Annotated in this window: 18 protein-coding genes; 6 read left to right on the forward strand and 12 right to left on the reverse strand. The window is 72.5% G+C overall.

From position 1 onward, the window contains the following. The first annotated feature begins 26 nt into the window (after positions 1-26). The 3 genes from AB0447_RS17240 to AB0447_RS17250 all read left to right on the forward strand — a co-directional run bounded on the left by AB0447_RS17240 (position 27) and on the right by AB0447_RS17250 (position 3271). Positions 27-818 (forward strand): class III extradiol ring-cleavage dioxygenase, encoded by a 792-nt coding sequence (locus AB0447_RS17240; RefSeq protein WP_366477502.1) that lies wholly within the window; start codon positions 27-29, stop codon positions 816-818. A gap of 117 nt (positions 819-935) precedes the next feature. Further along, the gene (locus tag AB0447_RS17245; protein ID WP_366477503.1) at positions 936-1466 is read left to right on the forward strand and encodes a DoxX family protein; all 531 of its coding nucleotides are present in this window, start codon (positions 936-938) and stop codon (positions 1464-1466) included. 152 nt (positions 1467-1618) lie between these two features. After that, on the forward strand, positions 1619-3271 hold the full coding sequence (locus AB0447_RS17250) for a GMC oxidoreductase (protein WP_366477504.1): 1653 nt from the start codon (positions 1619-1621) through the stop codon (positions 3269-3271). A gap of 56 nt (positions 3272-3327) precedes the next feature. Here the strand turns inward: AB0447_RS17250 and AB0447_RS17255 are convergent, their stop codons facing one another. The 9 genes from AB0447_RS17255 to AB0447_RS17295 all read right to left on the reverse strand — a co-directional run bounded on the left by AB0447_RS17255 (position 3328) and on the right by AB0447_RS17295 (position 14412). Further along, positions 3328-3807, reverse strand: a complete 480-nt coding sequence (locus AB0447_RS17255; RefSeq protein WP_366477505.1) for a carboxymuconolactone decarboxylase family protein — start codon at positions 3805-3807, stop codon at positions 3328-3330. After that, on the reverse strand, positions 3807-4883 hold the full coding sequence (locus AB0447_RS17260; RefSeq protein ID WP_366477506.1) for a dihydrodipicolinate reductase: 1077 nt from the start codon (positions 4881-4883) through the stop codon (positions 3807-3809). The genes AB0447_RS17255 and AB0447_RS17260 overlap by 1 nt, the downstream gene beginning before the upstream one ends. Before the next feature lie 105 nt (positions 4884-4988). Beyond that, the gene (locus AB0447_RS17265; RefSeq protein WP_366477507.1) at positions 4989-6089 is read right to left on the reverse strand and encodes a glutamate--cysteine ligase; all 1101 of its coding nucleotides are present in this window, start codon (positions 6087-6089) and stop codon (positions 4989-4991) included. Positions 6090-6171: 82 nt separating this feature from the next. Further along, complete coding sequence (locus AB0447_RS17270) at positions 6172-7074, reverse strand: hypothetical protein (RefSeq protein WP_366477508.1); 903 nt, start codon at positions 7072-7074, stop codon at positions 6172-6174. A gap of 5 nt (positions 7075-7079) precedes the next feature. Next, the gene (locus AB0447_RS17275; protein ID WP_366477510.1) at positions 7080-8087 is read right to left on the reverse strand and encodes a hypothetical protein; all 1008 of its coding nucleotides are present in this window, start codon (positions 8085-8087) and stop codon (positions 7080-7082) included. Next, positions 8084-10270 carry a hypothetical protein gene (locus AB0447_RS17280; RefSeq protein WP_366477511.1) on the reverse strand — a complete coding sequence of 729 codons (2187 nt, stop codon included), beginning with the start codon at positions 10268-10270 and terminating at the stop codon, positions 8084-8086. The genes AB0447_RS17275 and AB0447_RS17280 overlap by 4 nt, the downstream gene beginning before the upstream one ends. 128 nt (positions 10271-10398) lie before the next feature. After that, complete coding sequence (locus tag AB0447_RS17285) at positions 10399-12462, reverse strand: prolyl oligopeptidase family serine peptidase (protein WP_366477593.1); 2064 nt, start codon at positions 12460-12462, stop codon at positions 10399-10401. 53 nt (positions 12463-12515) lie between these two features. After that, a complete protein-coding gene (locus AB0447_RS17290; protein WP_366477512.1) occupies positions 12516-12941 on the reverse strand; it encodes a hypothetical protein in 426 nt (141 codons plus the stop codon). A gap of 70 nt (positions 12942-13011) precedes the next feature. After that, on the reverse strand, positions 13012-14412 hold the full coding sequence (locus tag AB0447_RS17295; protein WP_366477513.1) for an NADP-dependent succinic semialdehyde dehydrogenase: 1401 nt from the start codon (positions 14410-14412) through the stop codon (positions 13012-13014). 261 nt (positions 14413-14673) lie between these two features. On the opposite strand from AB0447_RS17295, the gene AB0447_RS17300 reads away from it, so the two are divergent. Together AB0447_RS17300 and AB0447_RS17305 are read left to right on the forward strand one after the other, a co-directional pair. After that, the gene (locus AB0447_RS17300; RefSeq protein ID WP_366477514.1) at positions 14674-16353 is read left to right on the forward strand and encodes an FAD-dependent monooxygenase; all 1680 of its coding nucleotides are present in this window, start codon (positions 14674-14676) and stop codon (positions 16351-16353) included. Between the two features lie 349 nt (positions 16354-16702). Then, positions 16703-17380 (forward strand): HAD family acid phosphatase, encoded by a 678-nt coding sequence (locus AB0447_RS17305; RefSeq protein WP_366477515.1) that lies wholly within the window; start codon positions 16703-16705, stop codon positions 17378-17380. Between the two features lie 8 nt (positions 17381-17388). On the opposite strand, the gene AB0447_RS17310 is transcribed toward AB0447_RS17305, so the two are convergent. Beyond that, positions 17389-17703 (reverse strand): cupin, encoded by a 315-nt coding sequence (locus AB0447_RS17310; RefSeq protein ID WP_366477594.1) that lies wholly within the window; start codon positions 17701-17703, stop codon positions 17389-17391. Between the two features lie 226 nt (positions 17704-17929). Here AB0447_RS17310 and AB0447_RS17315 point away from each other — a divergent pair, with 226 nt between their 5' ends. After that, positions 17930-18559 (forward strand): alpha-ketoglutarate-dependent dioxygenase AlkB, encoded by a 630-nt coding sequence (locus AB0447_RS17315; RefSeq protein WP_366477516.1) that lies wholly within the window; start codon positions 17930-17932, stop codon positions 18557-18559. 61 nt (positions 18560-18620) lie between these two features. Here the strand turns inward: AB0447_RS17315 and AB0447_RS17320 are convergent, their stop codons facing one another. Together AB0447_RS17320 and AB0447_RS17325 are read right to left on the reverse strand one after the other, a co-directional pair. After that, positions 18621-18839 (reverse strand): hypothetical protein, encoded by a 219-nt coding sequence (locus AB0447_RS17320; protein ID WP_366477517.1) that lies wholly within the window; start codon positions 18837-18839, stop codon positions 18621-18623. Between the two features lie 149 nt (positions 18840-18988). Further along, positions 18989-19978 carry a GNAT family protein gene (locus AB0447_RS17325; RefSeq protein ID WP_366477518.1) on the reverse strand — a complete coding sequence of 330 codons (990 nt, stop codon included), beginning with the start codon at positions 19976-19978 and terminating at the stop codon, positions 18989-18991. Between the last annotated feature and the right edge of the window lies 1 nt (position 19979).

The following is a 19979-nucleotide window of genomic DNA, read 5'->3' on the forward strand; positions in this document are numbered from 1 at the left end:
TTTGAACAACGGGAGGAGCTGCCGCCATGACCACGCCCGAAGCCGGCCGCATGCCGGCGCTGTACCTCAGCCACGGCGCGCCCCCGCTGGCCGACGACCCCGTCTGGCCGGGCCAGCTCGCCGCCTGGTCCGCCGGGCTGCCGCGGCCCAGGGCCATCCTGATGGTCTCCGCGCACTGGGAAGAGGCCCCGCTCGCGCTCGGCGCCACCGAGCGGGTCCCCCTCGTGTACGACTTCTGGGGCTTCCCCGAGCACTACTACCGGGTGCGGTACGACGCCCCGGGCGCCCCGGAGCTCGCCGCGTCCGTCCGCGCCCTGCTGCGCGGGCCCGGCGCGCCGGTGCAGGACATCCCGGACCGCGGGCTCGACCATGGCGCCTATGTGCCCCTGGTCGAGATGTTCCCCGAGGCCGACGTTCCGGTCCTGCAGATCTCCATGCCCACCCTCGACCCGCGCCGGCTGATGGACATCGGCCGCAGGCTCGCCCCGCTGCGCGACGAGGGAGTCCTGATCATCGGCAGCGGCTTCTTCACCCACAACCTCGCCGCCCTGCGGCACACCGGTCCGGGCGTGCCCGCCTGGTCGGCCGAGTTCGATGCCTGGGGCCGTGAGGCGCTGGCCGGCGGAGACGTGGACGCGCTGCTCGACTTCGAGCACGCCTCCCCGTCCGGCCGGCTGGCCCACCCCCGGACCGAACACTTCGCCCCGCTCTTCGTCACCCTCGGCGCCGCCGACGCCACCGGAGACCTGGCCGGCCACCGCACGGCGGTGGACGGCTTCTGGATGGGCCTGGCCAAGCGCTCCCTCCAGTTCGGCTGACCACCGGCACCAGCGACCACCGGTTCGCCCCGGCCGCCGGGGTGGCCGACCACCGGTTCGCCCCGGCCGCCGGGGCGGCCGACCACCGTCCCCCTCCTCCCACAGAAAGCGCGCACCATGACCACGACGCAGTTCACCAACAGCCCCCGCACCGCCCCCGACACCACCCCGTACGACGTGGGCCTGCCGATCCTCCGCGTGGTGCTCGGCCTGATCATGACCGTCCACGGCACGCAGAAGCTGTTCGGGTGGTTCGACGGCGGCGGCCTCAAGGGCACCGGCGGGTTCTTCGGCAAGGCCGGCTACCCGGCGGGCGAGACCATGGCGGCCATCGCGGGCCTCACCGAGACCCTGGGCGGCCTGGGCCTGATCCTCGGCCTGCTCACCCCGCTGGCCGGCGCCGCGATCGTCGGCGTCATGCTCAACGCCATCTCGGTCAAGTGGACCGGCTCCGTGGTGGGCCAGGAGGGCATCGAGTTCGAGTCCCTGATCACCGCCGCGGCCGCCACCCTGGCCCTCACCGGCCCCGGGCGCTACGCCGTGGACCGCCACCTGCCGGTCCTCCGTGACCACCGCCTGGTCCACGGAGTGGCGGCCCTGGTGCTGGCCGTCGTGCTGGCCGCCCTGGTCCTGCTGATCCGCAACTGACGGCTGTCGCGCCGGGCTGAAGCCGAGAGCCCCTGACCGAGGGTCGTAACCGAGGGCTGGTACAGACAAAAGTTACTAATTGGTATCTATCGACTTACCACACTCGCGGCGTTAGAACTCGTTCCTCTTCCGCCAAGAGTGAGGCAGGTCACATGAGTGCCAACTCCCCCCACGAGAAGGCATCCGACGGCATATCCCGCCGCGGATTCATCGCAGGAACGAGTTCTGTTTTCGGAGCCGTGGCCCTCGCCGGCCACGGCTCCGCCGCGTATGCCGGCCCGGCGGTCGTCCCCGCCGCCGAGTCGGTCATCGGCAGCGGAGACCACGTACCGGTCCTGATCGTCGGCACCGGCTACGGCGGCTCCGTCGCCGCCCTCCGGCTCGCCCAGGCCGGAGTCGGCGTCCACATGATCGAGATGGGCATGGCCTGGGACACCCCCGGCTCCGACGGCAAGATCTTCGCCAACACCACCAAGCCGGACTACCGGTCCTTCTGGCTGCGCACCCGCACCAAGCAGCCCCTGAGCAACTTCCTCGGCTTCCCGCTGGACAAGGACGTCCCCCGCTACACCGGCATCCTCGACGCCGAGGAGTTCGCCGGCATCACCGTCTACCAGGGCCGCGGCGTCGGCGGCGGCTCCCTGGTGAACGGCGGCATGGCCGTCACCCCCAAACGGGAGAACTTCGGCGCCGTCCTGCCCTCGGTGAACGCCGACGAGATGTACTCCGTCTACTACCCGCGCGCAAACGCCGGCCTCGGCGTCACCCCGGTCGACGAGCGCTGGTGGGAGACCGCCCCCTGCTACCAGTACGCCCGGGTCGGCCGCAAGCACGCCCAGCGCTCCGGCTTCCCCTTCGTCTTCGTGCCCAATGTGTACGACTGGGACTACATGAAGCAGGAGGAAGCCGGCACCGTCCCCAAATCCGCCCTGGCCGGGGAGGTCATCTACGGCAACAACCACGGCAAGAAGTCCATGCAGAAGACCTACCTGGCGCAGGCCGAGGCCACCGGACGGGTCTCCGTCTCGCCGCTGCACAAGGTCACCTCGGTCGCCCCCGCGGCGGGCGGCGGCTACACCGTCACCATCGAGCAGCTCGACACCACCGGCACCACCACCGCCGTCAAGACGGTCACCGCCGACCGGGTGTTCTTCGCGGCCGGCAGCGTCGGCACCAGCAAGCTGCTGGTCCGGCTGAAGGCCACCGGCGTCCTGCCGCAGCTCAACAACGAGATCGGCAAGGGCTGGGGCGACAACGGCAACGTCATGTGCGGCCGCGCCAACCACATGTGGGACGCGACGGGCAAACTCCAGTCCTCCATGCCCACCGCCGGCATCGACAACTGGGCGGCCGGCGGGGCCTTCGCCGAGGTCGCACCGCTGCCCACCGGCATCGAAACGTACGCCTCCTTCTACCTGTCCATCACCAAGAACCCGCACCGCGCCGAGTTCACCTGGAACGCGGCCGCCGGGAAGGTGGACCTGAGCTGGCAGGCCGCCTGGAAGCAGCCCTCCATCGACATGGCCAGAACCATCTTCGACAAGATCAACGCCAAGGAGGGCACGATCTACCGGACCGACCTGTTCGGCAGCCACAAGATCTGGGGCGACCACCTCACCTACCACCCGCTCGGCGGCGCGGTGTTGAACAAGGCCACCGACAACTACGGCCGTCTGCACGGCTACTCCGGCCTGTACGTCATCGACGGCGCGCTGATCCCCGGAAACGCCAGCGTCAACCCGTTCGTCACCATCACGGCGCTCGCCGAACGCAACATCGAGAACATCATCGCCACCGACCTCTGACGAGGGCGGGTGACGGCCGGGGCCGGCCGGTGCGACCGGCCGGCCCCGAAGCCGCCTCAGCCCGTGGGCAGCACACACACGCTGTCGAGGCCCAGCACGTGGTTGAGCCGCCCGAACGCCAGCCACGAGCCGATGCTCATGCTCAGCTCCACGATCTCGACCTGGCTGTAGTGCGCCGTCATCCGCGACCAGAACTCCTCGTCCAGACCGTGGTGGTCGAGGGCGTACCGCTCGGCGTACTCCGCGGCCAGCCGGGTCCGGTCGTCGAAGGCGTCCGTGGTCCGCCAGTCGGTCACCGCGTCGGCGAACTCCTCCTCGACCTTCTCCCCGTCCCGTTCGGTCCGCCAGTCCAGACAGAACACGCAGCCGTTGATCTGCGCGATGCGCAGCCGCGCCGCCTCGAACTCGCGCAGCCCCAGCGTCGTATGGGCGTACACGGACAGCGAGAAGTTGGAGGCGGCCATCCCGATGTCCGGGACCATGTCGCCCCACACGTACTCGATCGGATGCTTGCCCTCGGGAATGTCGATCTGCATCACTTTCTCCTTCCGAGCTTGCCGATTGCCGGACGCAGCGGGACGTCCAGTGCGTCGTACAGTCCGGGCTCCGCCTCCACCAGCCAGTCGATGGCGCCGACCAGCCGGCCGACGGCCGTGGCGTTCCCGCCCGCCGACCGGTTCTCGCCCTCGTCGCTCGCCTCCACCGTGACCTCGATCCGCGGACGGCCCTCGATGACCACCCGGTGGGCACCGGACCCGTCGGGCGGCACCGGCCAGTCCGGAGCACAGGAGGGGTGGATGCGGGTCACGTGCTCGATGACGATGCGGGGTTCGCCGCCGACGATGCCCTGTACCTCGAACCGCACCGCGCCCTGGGTGCCCGCCTCGAACTCGCCCATCGTGCGCGTGGTCACCGTCGTCTCCAGCGGGCGCCGCTCAAGGGTCTCGCGTATCCCGTCGAGTTCGACCCCGAGGGCCCGTGCCATCAGCCGGACCTGCCCGCCCCACACCATGGTCGGCACCGACTCGATGAGCATCGGCGGCTGGTAGTCCATCGGCTGCCCCATGCCGACCAGGTACCGGACCGAGTCCGGCTGTTCATACGTCGAGTAGTCGAAGATCTCCTGGCAGCGGATGGCGTCCACCTCGCTGCCGAGCCCGCTGATCAGCAGCGGCAGTACGTCGTTCCCCCAGCCGGGGTCCACGCCGGAGACGAACAGCGAGCCGCCGCCCTCCGCCACGGCGGCCAGCACCGGATCCCGGAACTCGGGCGGAGCGTTGCGCTGGTCGTAGAGGGGGTAGAGGGCAGGGGTCACGACGACGGCCCCGGCCCGGACCGCCCGCGCGATGTCGGCGAGGGCCTCGTCGGGCCGGACGTCCCCGGACGCCGCGTACACCACGGCGTCCGGGCCGGCCTCCAGCACCGCGGCGATGTCGTCGGTCGCCGCCACCCCCAGTTCGTGGTCGAGCCCGCCGAGTTCGCCGGCATCGCGGCCGACCTTGGCGGGATTGCTGACGAGCACAGAGTCGAGTTTCAGCCTCGGGTGGGCTTCGACGGCACGAATGGCCGCACGTCCGACGTTGCCGGTACCCCAGACAACCGTGGAAATCATGCGGCGGAGGGTAGCGCGCACCCCTCGCGGTTCCCATAGCCGCGACAGCCGGCCGGCCACCGAACTGACGGTTTGTCAGATCGCCTGAACGGGGACCTGACCGGATCAGGCGGCCGCCCCGCCGGTGACCAGGTCCACCACCCCGCGCATCCCGCCCTGCGCATAGGCCTGCCGCTGCCGGTCGGCGGCCGTACCCCGGCGCAGCAGCTCCTCGGCCAGCCGCGTCACGCCCTTCCGGTCCCCGGCCGCCACCAGCGCCGGCGCGACATGGGACAGCAGCCCGCCCACCGCGGCCTCGGCGCTGACCAGCGTGGATCCGCCGGGCGCGAGCAGTGCTCCGGTCAGGCCGTGCCGGGCCGCGTGCCAGTTCGCCGCCTGGAGCAGCTCCGGCGCGCAGTCCGGCACCGGCAGCCCGGCCTCCGACTCCCGCAGGGCCGTACCGACCAGCGCCCGCACCAGCCCCGCGAACCAGGCCGCCTCCTCGACGCCCAGCTGCACGTCCATGCACCGCACCTCGATCGTCGGGTAGCGCTCGGACAGCCGGGCCTGCCAGTACGCTTGCCCGATGTCCAGCATCACCTCGCCGTCGACCAGGGCCCGCAGCCGCCGGTCGTAGTCCTCGAGGCCGGCGAACCGGGGCGGCGGGCCGCTGACCGGCCACCGCCCGAACACCACCGTGCGCCAGCTCGCGAATCCGGTGTCGTCACCGCACCAGAACGGGGAGTTCGCCGCCATCGCCACCAGAGTCGGCAGCCAGACCCGCACCCGGTTGAGAACCGCCACCCCACGCGCCCGGTCCGGCACCCCCACATGGATGTGCATCCCGTTGATCAGCTGCTCCGCCACCAACTGCGGGGCCTGCTCGGTCATCGCCCGGTAGCGCGTACCCCGGGTGACCGGCACCGGACCGGGCCCCTTCAGCGGCGGAGTGCCGCAGGCCGCCGGGCGGCAGCCGAACGCCCCGGCCGCCTCCGCGACCAGGTGCCGCATCCGCCCCAGATGCCGGGACACTTCCTCGATCGAGGTGCACACCGGAGTGGCGATCTCCAGCTGCACCTGAAGCAGTTCGGACTGCACCTCCCCCTCGCCGCGCTCCGGCCGGCACCGCAGGCCGGCCACCGCGCGGACCTTCTCCGCCAGCGGCACAGGAAGGCCTGTCGCCGCGTCGAGCAGTACGAACTCTTCCTCGACTCCGACCGTCATCACCCAGGGCCACTACCCGCCCGGAGGCCGGATGAGACTAGGACAAACGGATATGGCGCGATCCCCCTCCCGCGGCGCCGCACCGTCAGCGCCACACCGCCAACACCGACACCGCGAGCAGCGCCAGGCCGACGAGGGCGAACAGGCTCCCGAAGGGCCGGCTGAACGCCTTCGCGATGCTCTTGCTGGCGGCCAGGCCGGATTCCCGCTGGACGTGGCTGTCCTTCCTGCCGTCCACGCGCGGGCTCAGCGCGTGCAGCGGGCGGAGTTCCCGAAGCGACTTCAAGCCCAGCAGCGAGGTGATCACCAGCAGGGGCCGTGCCTCCTTGCCCAGCAGCTGAGCCTTGGCCGGGTCGAAAGCCCCGTCGCCGGCCTGTTGGGCCACTTCCAGCAGGATCGCGGCCGCCCGGCGGCGGGTGTCGGCGGTGTCCCGGTCGACGCGGATCAGCCCCGGATCGTACGGACCGGCCGGTTCCGGGCCGGCCGGCAGCCCGGCCCGGGTCTCGGCGAGCAGGGCCTCCCAGCCGGCGGCGTCCACCGCGAAGCCTGCGGTGCCGACCGGCAGCCCGTACTCGACCGGCAGCGGGCCGGACAGGCCGCCCAGCAGGAACCGGTGGGCGACGGCCAGCAGATCCGCCGGCGGCAACCCGGACCCCGACCCGGACCCGACGCCGAGGACGGACGCGCGGATGGTGCGGCCCATGTGGTCGGTCCGGTCGTCCGGCGCCCCGCGCAGGCCGGTGATCAGCAGCAGCCAGACCGGCGCCGCCGCGGTGCCCGCTCCACCGTTCCCGCCGTCGGCGCAGTACAGCAGCAGCGAGGAGGCGGAGTCGTCGATCAGGTCGTACACCGTATTCCCCCGGCAGCCCCGCGCCAGCAGCTGCGCCGCCGCCCGGACGTCCTGCCCGCCCGCCCCCGCTGCCTGCCAGCTGTAGTCCTGCTCCGGCAGGCGGCCACGGCTCTCCACGAACCAACTGCTGTCCGGCATCGCCGTCACCGCCCCCCGCCCGTGCCGGTGGGTGACCCCAGCCGCGGATGGTCCTGCAGGATCCGGATGCCGGGCCGGGAGACCGTACCGGAGGCGAAACTGTCCACCGCGGCCCGCAGCGCATCGTCCGTGCTGAACATCCCGTCGACGGCTTCCCGCCAGAATCCCCGCCGGTCCTGCCGGTACACGTTGAGCACGAACCGCAGGACGTAGCGCAGCGGCTGATCGGTGTCGGCCGGGGAGTACGGGGCCCCGGGGCGGCGGCTGCGGTAGTGGAACTGCAGCCGGCCGTCCGCGGACTCGGTGATCGAGGAGAACACGATCGACCCGGTGGTCTGCACGGGCACCACCACGCAGCCGACCCGGGGCCGCACCTCCTGATGCGCCAGATGATCCAGCAGCGGCTTGTACCCTTCGCGGACCCGGTCCAGCAGATGGTGCGCCGCCGCCTCGGTGCCCACGTACTTCTCGCACTTCAGCGGCACGATGACCAGCAGCCGGTGCCGCTCGTCGCCCTGGAGCAGCGCTTTGACCTGCTCGTACATCAGATGCGCCTGGTTGATCCGCTCGTGGTACAGGCCGTCCTGTTCGAGCAGGGCCGCGGTGTCCACCGCCAGCAGGATCACCGGGCTGTTGGCCAGGGCCTGCTGGACCTGCTCGCCGACCCCGCCGCCGCCCCGCTCCCGCAGCAGTCCGCCCGCGTAGTCGGTGAACCGCAGGGTGAACCTCGGCTTCTTGCCCTTCCGGCCCACCGCGATGAGATACCGGTGCAGAGCCGCACCGGCGGTGCCGTCCACGCTGTCCCGCACCTGCACGGACCGGGACAGCGACTTCAGCCGGGCCACCGCGTCCGACAGCTTCACCGCCGTGTCCCCGACCGGGGACAGCTCCAGGTCCGTGGACCCGATGAGGTCGGCGTACTGCACGTACATGGAGGCGAGCAGGGAGGTCTTGCCGACACCCGTGGGCCCCAGCATGCTCACCTCGATCGTGTACCGCTCGGGGGTGGTCATCGTGCCGCCTCCTCGGGCGCGTCGAGCAGTGCGGCGACCCTCGCCACCGCTTCGGACCAGCGCCGCAGGTGCGCGGCGTCCTCGGCGAGTGCGGCGAACCGGCCCGGCCAGATCTCCGCCCGCGCGTCCTGGTAGAAGACCAGCCACTCGTCGGCGGCGCCCGCCGCCGAAACCACCCGGTCGTAGAACTCCTCGACGATCGAGAAGACCGCGGCGCTCGGCTCGGCCAGTGCCTTGTGCAGCTCGGCCCGGCAGGCGTACAGCGATTCGGCGTAGCAGACCTCCAGCATCTCCCGCACCTGCGCGGCCGTGGGCACCGGGCCCTCCGGGAACCGCATCGCCGGGGTGTCGGCGTGCAGCCCGTCCAGGCAGGCCCGCACCCGGTGCTGGAGCATGCCGCGGTAGGACAGCTGGAAGCCGGCCAGCAGCCCGAGCGCGTACCGGATCTCGCTCTCGCCCTGCTCCCGCACCTTGGGGATCCGCTCGGCGAGCGCCAGCAGGAATCCGGCGCCCTCCGCGCTGCCGAGGGCGCCCAGACCACCCGCGCCCTTCAGGATCTCGGCGATCCGCTGCTGCATCTCGGCCGTCCGGGTGTGCAGCGCGACGTCGCACTCCAGGAAACGGCGGGAGATCCGGGCCCGCGACTCGTTGAGGTACTTGCCGTAGGCGACGCTCAGGCCGTCCTCGGCATCGGCGCGCACCACGATCTGCTCGACCGTCGGATGCCCGGGGTCCCGGTGTGCCGCGTCCAGGATCGCGTCCACCGCGTCGGCGAGCGAGCTGTCCGCGTACTCCCGTTCCTCGCGCAACTCCCGTACGTACGCGGCGAGTGCCGTGGCCAGCCGGCCGGAAGCCTCCTTGAACAGGGTGGTGAACGGCAGGAACCAGACCTCGCTGGGCTGCGCCAGATCGGCGAGCCGGCCGGCCTGCGCGAGCAGCCGGGCGGTCCGCTCCCGCAGTTCGGCGGCCTTCTCGGTACGGGCCGCCAGGTACTGCGCGTCCAGGTCGTCCAGGTGGAGCAGGAGGTGCTCCAGCACCCGGTCCATCACCTCGGCCACCTCGGCCGGCTGCGAGCAGTCCGCGATGTGCGCCTCCGCGACCTCGAAACGCGAGGCCGGCAGCCACTGGGTGAGCATCCGCTCCGCGTTCGCGGAGTTGTCGTTCCCGGGCCCGGTGCACCGGTTCACGATCAGGAAGGAGCACTGCTCCAGGCCCACGTCCGGCAGACCGTCCCGGACGTGGTCGTACAGGTCGTGGTCGTACGTGCCGATGCCGTCGCCCAGCGCGTCCGGCCGGCGCACGAACACGACGACGTCGATCTCGTCCTTCAGCGCGGCCACGATCCGCTGCGCGTCCTGGAGGTTCGTGTCACCGATGCCCGGCAGGTCGATCAGCGCCAGCCCGGTCCAGTCCTGCTCCTCGAAGTGCGTGGTGATCCGGACGTGGCGCACCGCGCGGAACGCGTGCTGGGGGGTCTCCTTCTCGTCCGCCTGGGCCACGAACCGGCGGATCCCGCCCGCCGGTACGGGGTACGGAGACGCGGTGCGCAGCAGAGCACGGTACTCCGGGAGCGCGGCGTGGAACCCGGCGAGGTGCGCGTACCGGCTGCCGTCCACGGCGCTGCCGCCCGGCCGCTCGGCGGGCAGCGGCCCGGCGAACCGGTCGAGCCCGGCCGGGGGCGCGCCCAGGCCGAGTTCCGCGTAGTAGGGGGCGATGACCTCGTGCAGGAACGAGCGCTCACTGTGCAGGAACACCTGGGCCTGCGTGTCCACCCCGTCCTCGTGCCGGATCACGCTGGTCACCCCGGTGCAGAAGCTGCCGTCACTGGTCGGGATCTCCTCCTCCGACAGCCCGGTCAGGCTCCTGATCAGGCGGCTCTTGCCCTGCCGGGCCCGGCCGACGACGCCCACGTTCAGCGTGGGCCGCCGGAACCGCGCCGCGACCGCCTCGATCTCCGCGGCCTCCAACGGCAGTTGTTCCAGCAGCGCGCCCAACTCCACCCCGATGGCGGCGAGTCTGCCCTCGGCCTCCTCCGGCACGCTGCCGAGCAGTTCCAGTCGCAGCGCTTCCATCGCGCGCAGCTCGGCCAGCACTTCCGTCACCCAGGTGCGGCTGACGTCCAGTTGCTGTGCCTGCCGCTCTCGGCGTCGCCGGATCTCCCCGATCCTGGCCGCACGGGACATGGCTCCCCCCTCTTTCCGCTTGCCCCTCGTACCCGGGTGGAGCCGCAGCGGACCCGGCCGGGCGGTTACACACGATGGCAGCAATCACCCCTCGGCGGGGCGTGTTCGGGGGAACAGGGCGGCCCCGGTCAGGTGCCGCCGAGCTGCCGCCACAGGAAGGTGTGGGTGAGGGCCTCGTTGAACGCGGCCTGCGCGTGGTCTGTGGCTGCGGCGTGGCCACCGCCGGTGTGCTCGTGGAAGTACACCGGGTGCCCGAGTTCGCGCAGCCGGGCGGCCATCTTGCGGGCGTGGCCCGGGTGGACGCGGTCGTCGCGGGTGGAGGTCAGCAGCAGGAGCGGCGGGTACGGCCGGCCGGCCCGCGCCTGGTGGTAGGGGGAGAGGGCGGCGAGGTGGCGCCGGTCATCGGGGTCGTCCGGGTCGCCGTACTCGGCGGTCCAGGCCGCCCCGGTCGGCAGGGCGTGGAAGCGCAGCAGGTCCAGTACGGGCACGGCCGCCACGGCCGCACCGAACAGCTCGGGATGCCGGACCAGGCTGGCGCCGACGAGCAGGCCGCCGTTGCTGGCGCCCTCGATGCCGAGCCGGCCGGGCGTGGTGACACCGCGGGCGTGCAGATCGCGGGCCACGGCGGCGAAGTCCTGGAAGGCCCGGACCCGGCCGGCCCCCAGGGCGGCCTGGTGCCAGCCGGGCCCGTACTCGCCGCCGCCCCGGATGTTGGCGATCACATGGGTGCCGCCCCGGGCCAGCCAGGCCCGTCCGGTGACGGGCAGGTAGGAGGGGGTCAGGGAGTACTCGAATCCGCCGTACCCGTGCAGGAGGGTGGGGCCGGGGCCGTCCCGGTGCTCGGGGCCGACGAGGAAGTACGGGACGCGCGTGCCGTCCTCGGACTCGGCGAAGTACTGGCGCACCGCCAGTCCGGCCGGGTCGAACTGCGCGGGGGCCCGCTTGAGGACCTCGGATCCGCCGCCGATCTCGCCGCGGTGGAGGGTGGCGGGCTGCAGCGGCCCCGTCACGTCGAGGAAGTACTCGTCGCCGGCCAGCGGGTCGGTCTCGGCGATCACGGCGGTGCACAGGGGTGGAACACCGGTCAACGGCCGCCGCGCCCAACCGCCCCGTTCCGGGCCGTCCTCAGGGCCCTTCTCCGGGCCCTTCTCCGGGCCGGGGGTGAGGACTTCCAGGCGGGTCGCCACATCGGACAGGGTTTCGAGGATCAGATGGCCGCGGGTGACGGCGTACCCGGAGAGGCAGGTCCGCTCGTCCGGGGTGAACAGCACGGCGGCCTCGCGCCCGCCCGCCAGGAACTCCTCCAGGCCGAAGGCGAGCAGGCTGCCGGCCGGGTGGCCGAGCCAGGGACGCCTCGGGGTGACCAGCAGCCACCGCCGGTGGACGTAGTGGTCGGCATCGTCGGGCACCTCCAGCCTGACCGGCGTACCGTCCGCGCCGAGCAGGTACGGCTCGCTGTGCCAGAAGTCCCGGTGGCGGATGACGAAGTCCCGCTCGAAACCGGGCGTGGGATCGTGCCAGGCCGTGACCGTCACGTCCCCGACGGTCCCCTCGTACACGAGCTCGGCCTCGTGCAGCGGGGTGCCGCGCTGCCAGCGCCGGACGGTCCGCGGATAGCCGGCGGCCGTCAGGCTGCCCGCGCCGAGGTCGGTACCGACGTACACCCGGTCGGCGTCGATCCACGAGATGTGCGTCCGGGCCTCCGGAACCCGGAAGCCGTCGTCGGCGAAGGTGCGGGTGCCGAGGTCGAACTCCCGTACCGTGACGGCGTCTCCGCCGCCGCGCGACAGGTGGACCAGGGCGAGCCGGTAGTCGGGGTACAGCATGCCCGCACCGGCCCACACCCAGTCCTCGCCCTCAGCCTCGGCGAGCGCGTCGATGTCGAGCAGCACCTCCCATGCGGGGTCGTCCGTGCGGTACTCCGCCGCGGTCGTGCGCCGCCACAGGCCCCGCACGTGCCCGGCGTCCTGCCAGAACGAGTACACGTGCCCGCCGCGTCGGGTGGGGTACGGAATCCGCCCGGGATCGTCGAGGACCTCCCGCAGCTCGCGGACCAGCCGGCCGAACCCCGGCGAGCCGGTGAACGTGTCCGCGGTCTCCGCGTTCCGCTCCCGCACCCACCCGAGCGCGGGCTCTCCTGTCAGGTCTTCCAGCCACAGATACGGATCGTCGTCCTCGGTCACGCCACCGATTCTGCGCCCCGCCCCGGGTGGCGCGGTACCCGCCCGGGCCGGCCGTCAGCCGGTCAGTAGCAGGACAGGCTGGTCGTGGCGTCCGAGACCGCCGTGTCGAGGCTCTGGATCTGCGGCGTCAGCTTGGTCAGCGCCTCCTGGCCGGTCGTGTCGCCGGGCAGGCCCTCCCACGTGGACTTCAGGTCGTCGGCGGCCTTCTTGACCGCGTCCTTCTTGGACGCCTCGAACTGGGCGGTGGACTCGCCGACGTCCTTCCAGCTGTCCTGGACGTCGTCGAAGGCGTCCTTGACCTGGTCCTTCGTGGCGGTCGCCGGGTCAAGGGCCCGCAGTTTCGCGTTGTCCGCCCTGAGTTCGGTCAGGTTGCTGCACAGCTGCACCGCGGCGTCGTCGGTGGGTTGCGCCACGGCCGCGGACGCGCCTCCGACCGCGAGGGCCAGGGCGGCGGCAGTGCTGCAGGCGGTTGCCAGAAGTCGATTCATGAGATTCACCCTTTCGGGGAAGGAACCCCCCACTCGCTCCAAGCTGGCATACCCCATCCGGCCCCGCATCTCAGTGCTCCCCGGCGGCCCGCCACACCGTGGTGATGTTGCAGAACTCGCGGATGCCGTGGCCGGACAGCTCTCGCCCGTACCCCGAGCGCTTGACCCCGCCGAACGGCAGGGCCGGATGCGAGGCGGTCATTCCGTTGATGTAGACGCCGCCCGCCTCCAAGTCCCGTACGCACCGCTCGACATCGGCCTCGTCCCGGGTCCACAGATTCGAACTGAGACCGAACGGCGTGTGGTTGGCGCGCTGCACCGCCTCGTCCAGGCTCGCCACCCGGTACAGGGTGGCGACCGGCCCGAACGTCTCCTCCTGGTCGACCCGCATGGCCGGGGTGACGTCGGCGAGGACGGTGGGCTCGTAGAACCAGCCCTGCTCCAGCCCGGACGGCCGGCGACCCCCGCACAGCACCCCGGCACCGTGCCGCACCGCGTCGTCGACCAGCTCCTCCAGGTCGGCACGACCCTTCTCGGTGGCCAGCGGGCCGACATCGGTGCCGTCCTCCATCGGATCGCCCACGCGCAGCGCGGCCATCCCGGCCGTGAACCGCTCGGCGAACTCCTCGTACACGTCGGCGTGCACGATGAACCGCTTCGCGGCGATGCACGACTGGCCGTTGTTCTGGACCCGCGCGGTCACGGCCGTCTTCGCCGCCCGCGCGACGTCCGCCGAGGGCATCACCAGGAACGGGTCGCTGCCGCCCAGCTCCAGCACCGTCTTCTTGACCTCGTCGCCGGCGACGGAGGCCACCGCCCGGCCGGCGGGCTCGCTGCCCGTCAGGGTCGCCGCGGCCACCCGGCCGTCCCGCAGGACCGCCTCCACCGCGCCCGACTCGATGAGCAGGGTCTGGAAGCAGCCGTGCGGAAAACCGGCCCGGTGGAACAGCTCGCCGAGGTACAGGGCGGTCTGCGGCACGTTCGACGCGTGCTTGAGCAGCCCGACGTTGCCGGCCATCAGCGCGGGCGCGGCGAACCGTACGACCTGCCAGAGCGGGAAGTTCCACGGCATGACCGCCAGGACCACCCCGAGCGGCCGGTAGTGGGCCCGGACGGCCGAGGCCCCGGAGTCGCGCACATCGGCCTCGGCGGGCTGCTCGTCGCGGAGCAGCTCCTCGGCGTGCTCCGCGTACCAGCGCATCGCCTTCACACACTTGGCGGCCTCGGCGCGGGCCGCGGCCAGGGGTTTGCCCATCTCCGTGGTCATGGTCCGGGCGATCTCCTCCGACTCCTCCTCCAGGAGGGCTGCGGCGCGGGTCAGCAGGGCGGCCCGGTCCGCGAAGGAGGTGGTGCGGTACGTGGCGAAGGCTGCCGCGGCGTCGGCGAGGCACCGTTCGATGCCGTCCGGGCCGAGCGGGTCGAAGGTGCGCAGCGTCCGGCCGGTCGCGGGGTTCACTGTGGCGATGGGCATGCCTAGACCGTGCCGTCCGGCCCCTGCCCCCGCAACGCGGGCGGAGCGTCCGCGGCCCCACTGGCGGGCCGACCGTGGGCGGACCCGGCGGGCAGCCGCGGCCGGCCTCGCGGGCAGCCGTGGCCGGCCCGGTGGGAAGCCGTGGCCCGCCTCGCGGGCAGCTGGGGCCGGACCCGGTGGGCAGCGGTGGCCGGACTCCGCGGGCCGGGACACCATGGGAGGGGCGGATCCGCTCGTCGGGGGCTCTGGCGGGAGGCACCGGTGGTGCACACCGACACGACGGACGTGCTGGTCGCAGGAGCAGGCCCGGTCGGCCTGACCGCGGCCGTGGAACTACGGCGGCGCGGCGTCCACTGCCGCCTCGTCGACCGGCTCCCGGCCCGGCTGATGTACGCCAAAGCGGTCGGCATCCAGCCGCGCACCCTGGAGATCTGGGACCGGATGGGCCTGGTCCGGGCCGCCCTGGACGCGGCCGTCCCGATGCGCGGCCAGCTGGTCTACGTCAACGGCACCGAACGGGCCCGGATCGACCTGGCCCTGCCGCCCGAGGTCCCGTACCGCTTCGCCGCCCTGCCGCAGTACGAGACCGAACGCATCCTGGAGGAGTTCCTGGCGCGGTTCGGCACCCGGATCGAGCGCGGCACCGAACTGCTGTCGTTCACCCAGGACGCCGACGGGGTGACCGCCCGCCTCGGCACCGCCGCCGGCGCGCAGGAGGAGCTCCGTACCCGCTACCTGGTGGGCTGCGACGGCGCGCACAGCATCGTCCGCAAGACGCTGGGGCTCACCTTCGAGGGCGGCGCCTTCCCCGAGGCGTACATGCTGGCCGACGTGGAGGTCGACTGGGACCTGCCGTCCGGGTACGGCGTGCGCGCCATGCACCACGCGCCGGACGGCTCGGTCGACGACGTGCTCGTGTGCATCCCGCTGCCCGGCCGCCGACGCTACCGGATGTCCATGCTGGTGCCGCCCGAGCTGTCTGCCGCGCGCGAGCGCGCGGACGGGGCACGCAACGGGGTCGCGCACGGCCTGGAACTCGGCCGGGGACCCCGACTGCACCACGTGCAGGCCGTCCTGGACCGTCTTTCGCCCCGGCCCGCCACCGCGTCCGTCCTCCGCTGGTCCTCGGTGTTCCGGATCAGCCACCGGCTGGTGGACCGGTACGGCGAAGGCCGGGTCTTCGTCGCCGGGGACGCCGCGCACATCCATCCGCCCACCGGCGCGCAGGGCATGAACACCGGCATCCAGGACGCGTACAACCTCGCCTGGAAACTGGCCCTCGCCGTCGAGGAAGCGGCCGCACCGGGCCTGCTGGCGAGCTACGACGCCGAACGCCGTCCGGTCGGCGAGGAGGTCGTCGGCCGCACCGTCCGGCATGCCGCCGAAGGCGTGCAGGCCGACCCGGACGATCCCGGGACCGTGATGCTGCGCGAGGCCCAGCTGCTGCTCGGCTATCGGGGCAGCCCGATCGTGTCCCCCACGGGCTTCGACGCGGATCCGGACGCGGATCCGGGTGCGGAGGGTGACGCCGCCGGACCCCGGCCCGGCGACCGGGCCCCGGACTGCGGTGGCCTCACCGACGACATCGCGGTCTACCCGCTCCGGCTGTTCGACCTGCTCCGGGACCGGGACCACGTGCTGCTGATGTACCGGGACGGCAGTCCGGCGCAGGGCGTGGGGATAGGTGAACTCTGCGCCCTGGCCGCCGAGTTGTCCGGCGGCCGGCTGGACGCCTGCGTGCTGCTCGGCGAGGGCGCGGCACCGGCCGACGGGCTGTCCGTCCCCACCTACCGCGACAGCCGGGGCGAGTTCGCCCGCCTGTACGGAGCCCGGGGCGCCACGGCGTTCGTCGTACGGCCGGACGGCTACCTCGGCGCCCGCCTCCGGCCGCCGACCAGCCCGGCGCTGACCGCCCATCTCGCGAGGATCTTCCGGCGCTGAACGGGCGGGATCGAACGTCGCTGCCAGATTATTTCTCGGATCCACCCATGGATGCGGCCTGAACGGACGGATGCAGTCCCCGGGCCTGAACCAGCCAGTGCCGGACCTGAGCCGGACCTGAACCCGGCCTGAACCCGGCCTGAACCGGGCGTGCTCGGGGCGGGCGGGGGCGGACGCTTCCGCCCCCGCCCGCCCATGCGGCTCCGGGCCGGAGGCGGGGTGATCTTCATCGGGCGGCTACGAAAAGTTTCCTACCGGCCAGTAGACATATGGCCGGATCGCACAGGACGCTTGGTCGTGTTCATGCCATGCCGCCACATGGCACACCCGCATGCCCGAGGAGCCCCCCATGCGCACCCCCCGCACCCGGATACCCCGTCAGGCCGCCACCGCGGCAACCGCGGCGGCCGCGGCCGCCGCCCTCCTGCTCCCGGCGACCGCCGCCCACGCGGCCCCCGCGCCCGTCGCCGCGCCCGCCCCGGCCGCCGTCTCCGCCTCGGCCCCGGGCGGCAACGCCGCCATCCTGGGCATCGACTACGCCACCTGGCAGCGCGACGTGTCCGCCGTCATCGACGTGGCCCGCCCCTACATCGAGCAGCGCATCGCCACCTCACCCGCGGGCGAGAAGCCGGCGATCGTGCTCGACATCGACAACTCCTCGCTGGAGACCGACTTCCACTACTTCTGGACCTTCCCGACCCCGGCCATCGCCAAGGTCCGCGACCTCACCCGGTACGCCCACTCCCGAGGGGTCGCCATCTTCTTCGTCACCGCCCGCCCGGGCATCATCCACTCCCTCACCCAGTACAACCTCAAGGCGGTCGGGTACCCGGTGTCCGGCCTGTACGTCCGGGACCTGCCCGACCTGTTCGAGGAGGTCAGCACGTACAAGACGGCCAAGCGCGCCGAGATCGAGGCCCGCGGCTACACGATCATCGCGAACATCGGCAACAAGCAGAGCGACCTGGTCGGCGGCCACGCCGAGCGCACCTTCAAGCTCCCGGACTACGACGGCAAGCTGTCGTAACACCGCCTTCAGAGGTTGACCGAGGTCAGCAGCACGGCCGTGTCCGTGAGGGCGGTCACCGAGTGCCGGGCACGGTCGTCCGGCAGCAGGTACAGGGCGCCCTCCGGCAGGTCGACCACCGCGTCGTCGGTGGTCACCCGTGCCGTGCCGCGCAGGACCTGGAGCGAGGCCGGCGGCGGCGTGGTGTGTTCGCCCAGCTGAGCCCCGGCCGCCAGCGCGATGACCGACTGCCGCAGCGGGGCCTCGCGCAGGATGAGGAGGGCGCTGCGGCCGTGCTCATCGGCCCGGGCCGCCGCGATGTGCTCGTCGGCGAGCCGGCCCAGCCGGACGGTGGTCGGGGCGGCCCGCCGCTCCTGGTCCGTTCCGGTGCCCGCAGGTGCGGTCGTCGCCGTACCCGTGCCCCCTTCGGGGGCCGGGTGGTGCCGGCGGGGGTCGTCCGTGTCGTGCAGGGGCGCGCCTCCGGCGCCACCCTGGGGAAGATCGTCCATGACGGCTCCTTCGCGTTGTTCCAATCGGGCGTACGTTCGAATAGCGCGGTAGGGTGGACGCATGCACGCCCCACTGCAAGGTTCGCTCTTCGACCAGGCCGACGCCATCGGGCTCGCCCCGCTCGTCGGCCTTCGGCGGCGCGAGCTCGGCCGGGGCGCCTGGGTGGACCTGCTGCCCGGCTGGCTGAGCGGCTCGGACCGGCTGTTCGAGGAGCTGGCCGCCGGCGTCCCCTGGCGTGCCGAGCGGCGCCGGATGTACGACAACGAGGTGGCCGTCCCCCGCCTGCTCGCCTACTACGGCGAGGGCGCGCCCCTGCCGCACCCGGTGCTCGACGAGGCGCGCGACGCGCTGTGCGCGTACTACGCGGAGGAACTGGGGGAGCCGTTCGTCACCGCCGGCCTGTGCTTCTACCGCGACGGGCGGGACAGCGTGGCCTGGCACGGCGACCGGACCGGGCGCTCCTCGTACGAGGACACCATGGTGGCGATCCTGTCCGTGGGTGACCCCCGCGATCTGGCCCTGCGCCCGCGCGGCGGGGGCGGGGCCGCCCTGCGGCTGCCGCTCGGCCACGGCGACCTGGTCGTGATGGGCGGCTCCTGCCAGCGCACCTGGGAACACGCGATCCCCAAGTCCACCCGGGCCGTAGGGCCGCGGATCAGCATCCAGTTCCGCCCCCACGGGGTCTCCTGACACCCGTGACACCCGTGACGTCCGTGGCACCAGTGGCACCAGGCTTCGTCGGCGGCGTCGCCTAGTCGGGCGGTTCCTGGGCGGGAGCGTTCCCCGGCCCGGTGGGCCGTCCCCGGCCCTCGCCCTCTTCGTCCGGCGCCTCCGGTTCCGGCGGCTCCTCGGGCACGACCGGCTCCGGAACCGGGCCCTCCGGGCCGGTCGGCGGCAGGTCGGGGGTCTCGGCATCCGGGTCCTCGGGAACGGGCGGCGGATTCTCGAACTCCGGGTTCGTGCTGGTCACCGCGATCCTCCTCCTTCTGGTCGGCTCCGCAACGTCCCCTGCGTCTGCCCCGGTACCGCGGCCACTAACGGCGGACCGGCGAGCAGACCTGGTCGGCCGGCAGGCCGGCCCGACGCGCGCGGCGGCCGCTTCACCCGGGGGAGCGCCCTCTACACGTCGTCCCAGGCCAGCGAGCTCATCCTCCAGCCGGCGGGCGTCCGGAGGAACTGGGTGGTCTTGTGGCCGGAGCCCTCGAACCATGCACCGTCGAGGAAGCCGGACTTGCGGTATTCGCTGAACCGGTGCGCGATCGAGCCGAAGATCTCGGTGCGCTCGGCGACCTCCCATTCGGAGAACTCCGTCAGCGTCCCGTCGGTGAGGATCTTCTGCCGGGGCTCGATGAACGCGTCGAGGTCGTAGACCACGGGCTCGGCCCCGGCGTTGCTGACGATCGTCCCTTGTGGAATGAACACCTCGCGGACGACACCGACGTTCGGCCGGCTGCCGCCGGTGTTGGTGAACGCGCCGAGGAAGGTGCGCATCAGCCCGTCGAGTTCGGCCTTGACGTCGGACGCAGTCGCTTCCGCCACGGTCGCTTCCGCCGCGGGCGCTTCCGCCCCGGGCGCCCACTCTTCGGAGAGGATCGACCAGATCTCGCTGTCGTGCCGTACACCCCGGTACGGATAGCGCTGTCGCAGCACCCCGTCGCGGGTCATGCCGAGCCGTCGCGCGGCGTCGATGCTGCGGGTGTTTCCCGACGCGACCGACCATTCGACCCGGCTCATCCCGCGTTCCGTGAAGGCCCAGTCGATCAACGCCCGGCATGCCCGGGTCACGAGCCCGCGGCCCGCCCCGTCCGCCTCCAGCCAGCAGCCGATCTCGCACACCCCGGAGGCGGCGTCGAACTTCGTGAACATGACCCCGCCGACCAGTGTGCCGTCCCTCCAGATCCCGTAGATCCGACGGGTGTCCGCGGCCTGCTGGTCGGCGTACCCCTGGAGGACGGCAGTGGCGGAGGCGAGGTCCGTGCTGAACGTCGCCCAGGGTATCCAGGGGTCCACATGGGGCCGGGCACGGTCGATGTGGTCAAGGAACTCCTGCGCTTGCCAGGGCTCCAGAGGGCGGAGCTGAGCGTTGTCGCCGAGCGGCAGTGCGAACACG

This window comes from Streptomyces sp. NPDC051211 (genome assembly GCF_040689505.1).
Classification (GTDB): domain Bacteria; phylum Actinomycetota; class Actinomycetes; order Streptomycetales; family Streptomycetaceae; genus Streptomyces.

Excerpts from the sequence above, each read along its gene's own strand:
- AB0447_RS17250 (WP_366477504.1), top strand. The coding sequence starts at position 1,619 with ATGAGTGCCAACTCCCCCCACGAGAAGGCATCCGACGGCATATCCCGC.
- AB0447_RS17270 (WP_366477508.1), bottom strand. The coding sequence starts at position 7,074 with ATGCCGGACAGCAGTTGGTTCGTGGAGAGCCGTGGCCGCCTGCCGGAG.
- AB0447_RS17290 (WP_366477512.1), bottom strand. The coding sequence starts at position 12,941 with ATGAATCGACTTCTGGCAACCGCCTGCAGCACTGCCGCCGCCCTGGCC.
- AB0447_RS17260 (WP_366477506.1), bottom strand. The coding sequence starts at position 4,883 with ATGATTTCCACGGTTGTCTGGGGTACCGGCAACGTCGGACGTGCGGCC.
- AB0447_RS17315 (WP_366477516.1), top strand. The coding sequence starts at position 17,930 with ATGCACGCCCCACTGCAAGGTTCGCTCTTCGACCAGGCCGACGCCATC.
- AB0447_RS17255 (WP_366477505.1), bottom strand. The coding sequence starts at position 3,807 with ATGCAGATCGACATTCCCGAGGGCAAGCATCCGATCGAGTACGTGTGG.
- AB0447_RS17305 (WP_366477515.1), top strand. The coding sequence starts at position 16,703 with ATGCGCACCCCCCGCACCCGGATACCCCGTCAGGCCGCCACCGCGGCA.
- AB0447_RS17275 (WP_366477510.1), bottom strand. The coding sequence starts at position 8,087 with ATGACCACCCCCGAGCGGTACACGATCGAGGTGAGCATGCTGGGGCCC.
- AB0447_RS17240 (WP_366477502.1), top strand. The coding sequence starts at position 27 with ATGACCACGCCCGAAGCCGGCCGCATGCCGGCGCTGTACCTCAGCCAC.
- AB0447_RS17295 (WP_366477513.1), bottom strand. The coding sequence starts at position 14,412 with ATGCCCATCGCCACAGTGAACCCCGCGACCGGCCGGACGCTGCGCACC.
- AB0447_RS17280 (WP_366477511.1), bottom strand. The coding sequence starts at position 10,270 with ATGTCCCGTGCGGCCAGGATCGGGGAGATCCGGCGACGCCGAGAGCGG.
- AB0447_RS17245 (WP_366477503.1), top strand. The coding sequence starts at position 936 with ATGACCACGACGCAGTTCACCAACAGCCCCCGCACCGCCCCCGACACC.